This window comes from Streptomyces sp. CA189 (assembly GCF_056428985.1).
Genome location: NZ_JBWJVM010000083.1, coordinates 26,187 through 37,045 on the forward strand (window position 1 = coordinate 26,187; position 10,859 = coordinate 37,045).

Annotated in this window: 6 protein-coding genes; 4 read left to right on the plus strand and 2 right to left on the minus strand. The window is 72.2% G+C overall.

What is annotated here, in order from left to right:
* Nucleotides 1–82 precede the first annotated feature (82 nt).
* From AC061S_RS37345 to AC061S_RS37360, 4 genes are read left to right on the plus strand one after another with little or no spacing between them, the layout of a single operon-like run.
* Nucleotides 83–985 carry a metal-dependent hydrolase gene (locus tag AC061S_RS37345; protein WP_478690320.1) on the plus strand — a complete coding sequence of 301 codons (903 nt, stop codon included), beginning with the start codon at nucleotides 83–85 and terminating at the stop codon, nucleotides 983–985.
* Nucleotides 982–2,034: a PDR/VanB family oxidoreductase gene (locus tag AC061S_RS37350; protein WP_478690321.1), complete on the plus strand. Its 1,053-nt coding sequence runs from the start codon at nucleotides 982–984 to the stop codon at nucleotides 2,032–2,034. The genes AC061S_RS37345 and AC061S_RS37350 overlap by 4 nt, the downstream gene beginning before the upstream one ends.
* A 35-nt stretch (nucleotides 2,035–2,069) precedes the next feature.
* The gene (locus AC061S_RS37355; protein WP_478690322.1) at nucleotides 2,070–2,843 is read left to right on the plus strand and encodes a TetR/AcrR family transcriptional regulator; all 774 of its coding nucleotides are present in this window, start codon (nucleotides 2,070–2,072) and stop codon (nucleotides 2,841–2,843) included.
* Between the two features lie 39 nt (nucleotides 2,844–2,882).
* Entirely contained in the window at nucleotides 2,883–3,428 is a 546-nt protein-coding gene (locus AC061S_RS37360; protein ID WP_478690323.1) for an N-acetyltransferase family protein, read from the plus strand.
* Between the two features lie 15 nt (nucleotides 3,429–3,443).
* Here AC061S_RS37360 and pulA read toward each other — a convergent pair whose 3' ends face one another.
* Both pulA and AC061S_RS37370 read right to left on the minus strand, forming a co-directional pair.
* Nucleotides 3,444–8,813 carry a pullulanase-type alpha-1,6-glucosidase gene (gene pulA / locus AC061S_RS37365; protein WP_478690324.1) on the minus strand — a complete coding sequence of 1,790 codons (5,370 nt, stop codon included), beginning with the start codon at nucleotides 8,811–8,813 and terminating at the stop codon, nucleotides 3,444–3,446.
* Nucleotides 8,814–8,854: 41 nt separating this feature from the next.
* Complete coding sequence (locus AC061S_RS37370; RefSeq protein ID WP_478690325.1) at nucleotides 8,855–10,615, minus strand: carbohydrate-binding module family 20 domain-containing protein; 1,761 nt, start codon at nucleotides 10,613–10,615, stop codon at nucleotides 8,855–8,857.
* Nucleotides 10,616–10,859 lie beyond the last annotated feature (244 nt).

The window sequence follows — 10,859 nt, forward strand, 5'->3', positions numbered from 1 at the left end:
GTAGGCCCGACCCGGCCCCGGGGGCGAAGGAAGTGGCGGTAGAGGGGTTTCCCTCCCCTCTACCCATCAGTACATTGACGCCATGTCTAATACGCCGCCCGCGTCGCCCGCCCCCGTGGCGTCTCCACCCATAGATCTCAAGGCCCGCAACGTGTCCTTCTCCTGGGAGGACACCCCGCTCCACTGGCTGCCCGGCGACCCCTTCGCCAACCACACCATCAACGTGCTGCACCTGCTGCTCCCGGCGGGCGAGCGCTGGTTCGTGCACGTGTACAAGCAGGTGCTCCCGTACATCACGGACGAGCGGCTGCGCGAGGACGTCGTCGGGTTCATCGGCCAGGAGGCCATGCACGCGAGCGCGCACGACGACGTGCTCCCCCACCTCAAGCGGCTGGGCCTGGACCCGACGCCCTACACGGCGCAGATCGACTGGCTCTTCGAGAAGCTGCTCGGCGACCGGACGCTGCCGCCGGGCGCGCCCCGCAAGTGGTGGCTGATGGAGCGGGTGGCGATGATCGCCGCGATCGAGCACTACACGGCCTTCCTGGGCAACTGGGTGCTCAACGCCGAGGAGCTGGACCGGCGCGGCGCGGACCCGGTGATGCTGGACCTGCTGCGCTGGCACGGGGCGGAGGAGGTCGAGCACCGGTCGGTGGCCTTCGACCTGTTCATGCACCTGGACGGCAACTACCGCCGCCGGGCGCGCACCTGGGCCACGGCCTTCACGGCGCTGGTCTTCCTGTGGCAGCGCGGATCGCGCTACTTCATGGAACACGACCCCGGACTCCCGCCCGGGTCCAGGGCGTCGGTGGGCCAGTTCTACCGCTCGGGCCGCAAGGGGACCCTGCCGTCCACGGGCGCGATGCTGAAGTCGATCCCGACGTACCTCTCGCGCACCTACCACCCCTCGCAGGAGGGCTCCACGGCGCAGGCCGTCGCCTACCTGGCCTCCTCCCCCGGAGCGAACGGCGGTGGCCTCGGATGAGGCGCGCCCTCACGGTGACCGCGCTCGCGGGCGCCGCCTGGCTGGCGAAGCGGGCGATCGGCCGGCGCATCGACTCCGGATCGCCGCTGTGGCCGCTGCCCGCGCTGGAGACCCCCGTCTCGGGGTATTCGCCGCGCCGGTGGATCCCGGCGCTGATCGTGTCCCGCACCGAGCCCGCGGAGGGGGTGCTGTCCCTGACGCTGGAATCGGCGGAGCTCCCCGAGTGGGCCCCGGGCGCGCACCTGGACGTGCAGCTCCCGTCGGGACTGGTCCGCCAGTACTCCCTGTGCGGCGACCCCGCCGACCGGGGCCGCTACACGATCGCGGTCCGGCTCGTGGAGGACGGCCGCGGCGGCTCGCGCGAGGCGCACGCCCAGCTGGTGGAGGGCGCGGAGCTCCCGGTCCGGCCGCCGCGCAACCGCTTCCCGCTCGTCCCGGCCCCGTCCTACGCCTTCGTCGCGGGCGGGATCGGCATCACCCCGGTCCTCCCGATGCTCCGGGCGGCCACGGCGGCGGGCGCGGACTGGACCCTGCTCTACGGGGGCCGCTCGCGGGCCTCGATGCCCTTCCTGGCGGAACTCGCGCGGTACGGGGACCGGGTCACGGTCGTCCCCGAGGACGAGGCGGGCCTCCCCGACCTGGGCGCGCTCGGCGCCTCGCTGGGCCCGGACACCCTGGTGTACTGCTGCGGCCCGGCCCCGCTGATGGCCGCGGTCGAGGCGGCCGCGCCGGCGGGAACACCGGTCCACCTGGAGCGGTTCGCCCCGGCGGCCGCGGGCGGGGACGCGAAGCCCTTCACGGTGGAACTGCGCCGCTCGGGGCGGGTCGTGGAGGTGGCGGCGACGGAATCGGCCCTGACCGCCGTCCGCCGGGAGCTCCCCAACACCCCGTACTCCTGCGAGCAGGGCTTCTGCGGCACCTGCCAACACCGGGTGCTGGCGGGGGACATCGACCACCGCGACACCCTCCTCACGGACGGCGAACGCGAGGACTCCATGCTGCTGTGCGTCTCCCGCGCGGCCTCGGACCGGCTGGTCCTGGACCTGTAGGAGGCCCCCGCGGGGGTGCGCAGTAGGGTGGCCGCATGACAACCGGGGTGCGGCGCAGGATGGGTGTCGAGGAGCGGCGGCAGCAGCTGATCGGGGTGGCGCTGGAGCTGTTCAGCCACCGCTCGCCCGACGATGTCTCCATCGACGAGATCGCGGCGGCCGCGGGCATATCGCGGCCGCTCGTCTACCACTACTTCCCCGGCAAGCTGAGCCTGTACGAGGCGGCGCTGCGGCGGGCGGCCGACGAGCTCGCGCTGCGGTTCGTGGAGCCCCGGGAGGGGCCGCTCGGGGCGCGGTTGCTCCGGGTCATGGGGCGGTTCTTCGCCTTCGTCGACGAGCACGGGCCCGGGTTCTCGGCGCTGATGCGGGGCGGTCCGGCGGTCGGCAGCAGCCGGGCCAACGCGATGATCGACGAGGTGCGGCAGGCGGCGTACGAGCAGATCCTCTCGCACCTGGGCGTCGACCTGCAGGCTCCGCCCGCCCGGCTGGAGCTCGTGGTGCGCTCGTGGGTGTCGCTGGCCGAGTCGACGGCGCTGATCTGGCTGGACGGCCGGCGGATCCCCCGCGCCGAGCTGGAGTTGCAGCTCGTGCACGATTTCGCGGCGCTGGCCGCGGTGAGCGCCGCCTACGACGCGGAGATGGCGGGGATCCTCGTACGGATCCTCGTGGACGAGCCGGCCGACGGGCCGTTCGGGGAACTGGTGGGGCGGCTGGTGGCCCTCGTCCCCACGGGACCCGGCCCCACGGGACCCGGCCCCACGGGACCCGGCCCCACGGGATCCAGTCCCACGGTGCCCGGTCCGCGTTGATCGACCGTCCTTGATCGAATAGCGCGCAATAATGCCCGCGTGATCATTGACGACGGGATCGTGTTCCGGCAGGCCGAGGAGAAGGACGCCGGCACGCTGGTGGCCCTGTACGACCAGGCCGCCCGCTGGATGGCCGCGCACGGGATCGAGCAGTGGAAGCCCGGAGAGAAGGACGCCGCGCACTTCCGGTCGGTCATGCGCGAGGGCGAGGTGTGGATCGCCTCGGACGGCAACGGGCACGCCGTCGGGGCCTACGAGCTGTGGTGGTCCGACGAGGAGGCCTGGGGCATCCAGCCTCCCGTGGCCGGCTACGTGCACCGGCTCATGGTCGAACGCGAGGCCGCGCCCGCCGGGGCCGGCCGGCGGCTGCTCGAACACTTCGAGCGGCGCATCGCCAGGACCGGCCGCGAACGGGCGCGGCTGGACTGCGTCTCCACCAACCCCCGGCTGCTCGCGTACTACCGGGAAGCGGGCTACCGGGTGGTCGGGGAGTTCCCCCACAAGGAGGACAAGAACGGTCGGGTCTACGGGGTGATCCTGCTGGAGAAGCGGCTGGACCAGCTCACTCTGGTCAACTCGGCCTGACCGGCCCCCGCGCCGTCACCCCCGCTTGAAGACCGCCGCCGTGCGGGCCGGGACGGCGAACTCCCCCTGCGCCGGGTCGTACGCCGCCTGCCGGACCACCGGGTCCGTGCCCGAGGCCTGGAGCGGGTGCAGCGCGTAGGGCGTGCCCGCGAGGGCCGGGACCCGCTGGGTCAGGGCGGTGGGGGTGGCGTTGAAGACCACCACCAGGTCGCCCAGGGCCATCGTGATCACGCCCGGGGTCTCCTGGGGCCCCGAGAGGGGGAAGGCCAGCTTCGCCTGGACCGCCTCGGCGGTGGTGAGGGCGAAGGCCGGTTCCGTCGTACGGATCTCCAGCAGGTCCCGGTACGCGGACGAGGCGCCGCCGATCTCCGCGCAGCCGGGTGCGGGCGCTGCCAGCAGGGGCTTCGCGTAGGGCCACTTCGCGCGGTTGTCGGCCGCCGGGGGCAGGCCGCGGCCGAAGCCGTTGCCGTCCTTGCAGTCCCACAGGATGGCGTTGAACCAGTCCCCGCTGTCGTAGGAGTTGCGGTCCAGGGACTTGGAGCGGAGCAGGTCCGTGCCCGCCTGGGAGAGGGCCGGGCCCTGGGAGAGGGCGGCCACGGACATGGCCAGGACCTGGGCGCGGGACCGGTCGGCCGTGGAGGTGCCCTCCGGGAGCTTGAACGCCAGGGCGTCGAAGAGCGTCTCGTTGTCGTGGGCGTCGACGTACGCGAGCGCGTCGCCGGGGGCCGCCGCGTACCCGGCCGGGGCTCCGTTGTAGTCCACCTCGGAGCCCTTGACCGCGCGGCCGGTGGAGTCCGTGAAGGAGTACGCGGCGAGGTTGCCGGTCAGCCCGACCTTGATCAGGTCCTGGTCGTGGAGGAGCCGGACGCGCTGCTGCTCCGGAGTGCCGTTCGCCGGGGCGGCGTTGGGGGCGGTGAACAGGCCGGAGGCGAAGCCCTGGACGCGCGGGTCCTCGTCGAAGGGGCCGCCGCCGCGGACCGCGTCGCGGGCGCGGTCGGAGAAGGTGGCGATGCCGGTGCCGGCCATGTTCTGCTGCGTGGCCTGCACGAAGCGGGCGTCGTCGGCGACCTCGCCGAAGTTCCAGCCCTCCCCGTAGAGGACGATCTTCTTCCCGTCGACCCCGTCCTTCTGGGTCGTCAGCGCGTCGAGGGCGGCGCGCACGGCCAGGATGTTGGCCTTCGGGTGGTGGCCCATGAGGTCGAAGCGGAAGCCGTCGACCTTGTACTGCTTGGCCCAGGTGACCACCGAGTCCACGACGAGGCGGCCCATCATGGCGTTCTCGGGGGCGGTGTTGGCGCAGCAGGTGGAGGTGGCGACGGAGCCGTCGGCCAGCAGCCGCTGGTAGTAGCCGGGGACGATGCGGTCGAGCACCGACTTGTCGGACTGTCCGGCGGCCACGGTGTGGTTGTAGACCACGTCCATGACCGTGCGCAGGCCCGCGCCGTTCAGGGACTGCACCATGCGGCGGAACTCCACCGTGCGGGCCGTGCCGTTCGGGTCGCTCGCGTACGAGCCCTCGGGGACCGTGTAGTGCAGCGGGTCGTAGCCCCAGTTGTACGCGTCCTTCGCGGCCGCCGCGGACACACAGGCCTGCTGCTCCTCGGAGTCGGGGGCGTAGACCTTCAGGTCGCAGGCGGGCTCGGTGCGGTCCTCGGGCTTCTCGGGGATGGTGCCGATGTCGAAGGCGGGCAGGAGGTGGACGTACGAGGTGCCGGCGGCGGCCAGGTCGCGCAGGTGGCGCATGCCCGCCGAGGCGGTCTCCGTGAAGGCCAGGTAGCGGCCGGGGTGGGCGCTGGTGCCGTCGGCGACCGAGAAGTCGCGGATGTGCAGCTCCTGGATCTGGGCGGAGGTGAAGGGGACGGGCGCGGGCTTCTTCAGCTCGCGCCAGCCGGGCGGGGCGAGCTTCGGATCGGTGAGGTCCACGGCCAGGCTGTACGCGGAGTCCGTGGTCAGGGCGGTGGAGTACGGGTCGGTGACCAGGTTGCGGACCACCTGGCCGGTGCTCGGGGCCCAGACGGTGACGGCGTAGCGGTAGCGCTTGCCGGTCCAGTCGCGTTCGCCGCGCACCGACCAGACGCCGGTGGCGTCGTCGCGGCGCATGGCGACGGTGCGGCCGCCGTCCAGTTCGAGGGTCACCTGCTGGGCGGTCGGGGCCCAGACGGAGAGGGTGGGGCGGCCGTCCTTGAAGACGGGGCCGAGGGCGGTCGTCGTCGTGTAGAGGTCGTCGAGGACCCCGGCGAGCTGGACCCCGGTGGCGGCGAGGACGGCGCCGTTGGCGGCGCGGGCACTGGCCACGAGCTGGCCGCGCAGGGCTTCGCGGACGCGGTCCCGGTCGCGCGGGTCGATCGTGAAGGCGGCGTACGCGGCCAGGTGCGGGTACTTCTGCTTCTGGACGGCGGTCAGCTCGGTCTTGGCCAGGCGCAGCCACTGGGCCCGGCCGGTCAGGGTGCCGTTCTCCGCCTTGACGGCGCCTTCGCGGGAGGCGAGGAGCTGGAGGGAGGCGGCGGCGGGAGGGGCGTTCCAGGCGACGGTGTCGCGGTCGATCCAGACGGCCTGGGCCTTGGTGAGGTCCAGGGCGGCGGCGCTGCCGGCGGGCTGCGGGAGGAGGTACTTCTCCTTGCCGCCCAGCATCCACACCTCGTGCCCGTTGCTCTTCAGGTCGAGGGACTGGTCGGAGGGGAGGTCCTTCTCGTCGCCCTTGTGGAGGATGTAGCTGAGGCTGGCGGCTCCGGCGGCGAGGGGGACCTCGTACACGGCGCCGTAGGAGTCGGTGCGGGTGGGCAGGATCGGCTTGGACCAGTCGGTGGGCGTCGCCGCTCCGGTCCAGACGTGCAGGCCCCAGCCCTCGTAGGCGCCGTCCGGGCGCTGGTAGTGCAGGACGGCCTTCGACTGGTCCTGCGGCGGGTAGGCGGGGCGGTCGGTGCGGGCGGGCTCCTTGCCCTGCTCCAGCCAGATCTCGCCGGTCTTCGTCACGTCGATGGTGCGGTCGGCGGCGACGTCCTTGGTGCCGTCCTTGTCGATGACGAGGTAGCCGACGCTGCTCGCCCCGGGCTTCAGCTTGACGTGGGCGAAGGCGCCGTAGGCGTCGCGGCCGGTGAAGTCGTGGCCGGCGGGCCAGGGGGTGGCTTCGCCCTCGGCGATGTCGCCCCAGGCGTAGAGGCGCCAGTTCGTGTAGTCGCCGTCGGGGCGGTTGTAGTGGACGATCGCGTAGTCGCGCTGGGTGGCGGTGGGGACTTCGGCGGGCGGGGTCTGGCCGGCGGCGGAGGCGGCGAGGGCGTTCGCGGTGCGACCGGCGGAGTCGACGACCACGGCCTTGTAGCGCAGCGGGGTGCCGGCGGCCGTGTCGGCGCCGATGAACTGAGTGACCTTGTACGGGGCGTGGTCGGCGGAGCCGAGGACCTGCCACGTGCCGGTGCCGGTCTGGGCGGCGAAGACGACGCGGCTCAGGGGGTCGCCCGAGACCTCGGCCGAGAGCTCGACGGTGCCGGTGGCGCCGGGGGCCGGGGCCTTGAGGGTGAGGGCGGGCTTGACGGTGGGCTTGGCGGCCGGGGCGATCGCCTGGAGGACGGCGGAGCCGAGGGCCGGGACGGGGACGGTGAGCTTGCCGGCGGCCGAGGAGCGGAGCAGCGCGGTGCCTCCGTAGAGGGTGCGGTACTGCGCGCCGGCCGGGGCGTCGAGCTCGATGGTGCGGGGCTCGGCGGCGTTGTTGGCCGCGACCAGGTACTCGGTGCGCGTGCGGGTGTCGGTGCGGGCGAAGGCGTAGGCCGAACCGTCGGAGAAACGTTCACTCTGGACGCCGTCCCGAAGGGCCGGGTGGTCCTTGGTCAGCTTCGCGAGAGCACTGATCTGCTTGTAGAGCGGGTGCTCCGGATCGTAAGCATCGCTCGCGTGTGTGCGCACCGTTCCGAGCTGGTCGTCGTCCAGGTAGTCGGCCGCCCGGGAGGCGAAGAGGGGCTGGCGGGCGTCCTTGTCGCCGCCCGCGCCGGTGAACCCCTGCTCGTCGCCGGAGTAGATCACCGGATTGCCCCGGGACAGGAACATCAGCTCGTTGGCCAGCCGGTACCGGTCCAGCAGCTCCTGCTCCCCCGCCCCCGGCCGGTCCTGCTTCAGGAAGGTCCCGAAGCGGCCCATGTCGTGGTTGCCGAGGAAGGTGACCTGCTCGTAGGCGTTCGCCTTGTCGGTGGTGTACCGGTAGTCGTCGCCGAAGACGGAGGCCAGCCGGCCGGCCTCCGCGCCCTGGGCGGCGTACGAGCGGATCGCCTCCTGGAGCGGGAAGTCGAGGGTGGCGTCCAGCCGGCCCCGGGTCACGTACGGGGAGGTGATCGCGGTGTCGGCGGAGTAGACCTCGCCGAACATGAAGAAGTCCTTGCGGCCCTGCCGGGCGGCGTACGCGTCGAGGGCGGTGGCCCACTGGGTCCAGAAGCCGGTGTCGACGTGCTTGACGGTGTCGACGCGGAAGCCGTCCACGTCGAACTCCTCGACCCACTTCTCGTAGATCTTCTCCATCCCCTCCACCACCTCGGGACGCTCGGTCCACAGGTCGTCGAGGCCGAAGAAGTCACCCTGGTCGGAGGATTCGCCGGCGAAGGTGGAGTCGCCCCGGTTGTGGTACATCGTCGGGTCGTTGAGCCAGGCCGGGACCTTCAGGTTCTTCTTCGCCGCGGGGACGAAGGGGGTGCGGGGGAAGGAGTCGGTGTCGGTCTTGGGGAACTTGCCCTTCCCCCCGGCGTAGTCCGCGTCCTGGAACGGCTCCCCGTCCTTGGTCAGGTACGGGAAGGCGCCCTTGGACAGGTACCCGTAGGACGCCTCCCGGTAGTCGACGACGTCGGCGGTGTGGTTGGTGATGACGTCGAAGAAGACCTTCATCCCCTTCCCGTGCGCCTTGTCGATCAGCCGCTCCAGATCGGCGTTGGTCCCGAAGTGCGGGTCGACCTGGGTGAAGTCGGTGATCCAGTACCCGTGGTAGCCGGCCGAGGCGTCCTTGCCCGCCCCCTGCACCGGCTGGTTCTTGAAGATCGGCGCCATCCAGATGGCCGTGGTGCCGAGCCCCTTGATGTAGTCCAGCCGGTCGGTGATCCCCTTGAGGTCCCCGCCCTGGTAGAAGCCCTTGTCCGTCGGGTCCAGGCCGGTCTCCAGCCGGGAACCGGTCAGCCCGCCCCGGTCGTTGCGCGGGTCGCCGTTCGCGAACCGGTCCGGGAGCACGAAGTAGAACTGCTCCCTGGTCAGGTCGTGCCGCGCGGACTCGGCGGCCAGCTTGGCGTCCGAGGGCGGGGCCGGTGGCGCCTTGGCGGCGGCCGCCGCGGCGGCGGGCAGGGCGGGCAGGAGCGTCACGGCCAGGGTGGCGGCGAGCACTCCCGCGGCGCCGGCGAGGGCGGGGCGTATCAAGGCGGATCTCCTCGGGTGCGGGACGGGGTGGGGCGGGAGGGTCAGTTGCGCCAGGTGTCGGTCAGCGTGACCTTGCCGTTGGCGGGGACGGTGGCGGAGCGGTTGGCTCCGCTCTCCCAGGTGACGTTCCCGGCGGCGTCCTTGCGGACGTACTTGTACGCGAAGACCGTGCCGGGCGGGAGCGTGACGTCGAGCTTCCAGACGGGGTAGGCGGCCGGGTCGAGCTTGAGCGCGGCGCCGGTGTTCCAGCTGCCGAGCTCGGCGCGGTCACCGGTGACGTAGATGTTCTGGCCGACGACGGTGGTGGCGTTGACGGCGAAGGAAGCACCGGCGGTGGCGGTGGGAGTCGGGGTGGGGGTGGGACTAGCGGTCGGGCTCGGGGTGGAGGTGGCGCCGCACCCGCGGGCGCCCACGTGCAGGGCGACGGCCGTCCCGGCCCCGAGGGTGGCGGTGAACCGCCCGGCGGAGTCGACGGTCACCGTGCGGCCGCTCTGCACGTCGCAGTAGTCGCCGCCCGCGAGGGAGGTCTGGAACGTCCGGGTCAGCGCCGAACCCTCGTGGTTGATCGCCACGTACGCCTTGGTTCCGCGGCCGAAGGCGACTTGATCTCCACCGTTGTCCCACCAGTCGGTGACGGCCTGGCCGCGCGCGGAGTTGCGGAAGCCGACCATGGAGGAGATCTCCCGCCAGGCGTGCTGGCACTTCCAGCCGTCGGCGTAACAGGCGCTCACCGCACCGCCGTTGGGCGGGCCGGCATCGCGGTCGGTCCACTCGTAGCCGGAGTGTACGTCGGGCGAGCCGTAGGGCCACGCGAGCATGAAGACGCTGGCGAGGGTGTAGGCGGACCCGTCCTTGTAGCTGAGGGTGTCGCCGCCGCGCTCGGTGTCGTGGTTGTCGACGAAGACGGCGGACTGGCCGGAGGGCATGTGCCCCCACGCCTCCCCGAAGTTCTTCAGGTAGGCGAGGTTCTCGCCCTGGAAGACCCGCTTGAGGTCCCGCGCGTAGCGGAACTCCTGCACGTCCCCGCTCCCGAGGTACTCGCTCGGCGAGACCGCCTCGCCCGCCCCGTGGATCGCCTCCAGCTTCCAGTAAGCGTTCGGGTTCGACATCCGCGACTTGATGTTGGCGAGGTCGGCGGCGGGCATGTGCTTGGCGGCGTCGATCCGGAAGCCGTCGACGCCGAGGGTGAGCAGGTCGTTGAGGTAGCCGGCGATGCGGCCGCGCACGTAGTCCTCACTCGTGTCCAGGTCGGCGAGCTGCACGAGCTCGCAGTTCTGGACGTTCCCGCGATCGTTGTAGTTCGATATCGAGGACCGGCAGTCGTCCATGTCGCCGCCGGAGTAGATGCCCGGGTAGTTGTACTTCGTGTACGAACTCCCGCCCGTCCCGGTCCCGTCTCCCGCCGCCATGTGGTTGATGACGGAGTCGGCGACGACCTTCACACCGGCGGCGTGACAGGCGTCGACCATGGCCTTGAAGGCGGTACGGTCACCCAGCCGCCCGGCGATCTTGTAGCTGACGGGCTGGTACGAGGTCCACCACTGGGCCCCCTGGATGTGCTCCTGCGGGGGCGACACCTGGACGTAGCCGTACCCGGCGGGCCCGAGGCTCTCCCCGCAGGCCTTGCCCACGGCATCGAACCGCCACTCGAACATGACGGCGGTGACGTCCTTCTCACCAGGGGCGGCGGCGCGCGCCTCGGGAGCGGGCCCCCCGACGACGGCCAAGGCGGCCACGGCGGTGACGGCGGATACGGAGAGCAGCGCGGCGGCGGCTCTGACGGCGCGAGCACGGGTTGACATGCGGTGTTCCTCCTGGCGGAGAGGCACGGACCGGGTGGGGACCGGTCACGGCCGAGTTGGGGATTGCAGCGACCGTAGGTGCCAGGCGGAACCGCTGCAAGACCTTGCGCAAGAGATTGCAGAATTGTTTCCGGACGGGGTCGGGGGGCGGCGGGTGCTGCGGGCCGGTCGGTGGCTGCGTGGAGTGCCGGGCGGCGTCCCGGCAGTCGAGCGTCCTTCCGTGGTGGGACGGTCCGTCAAGGGC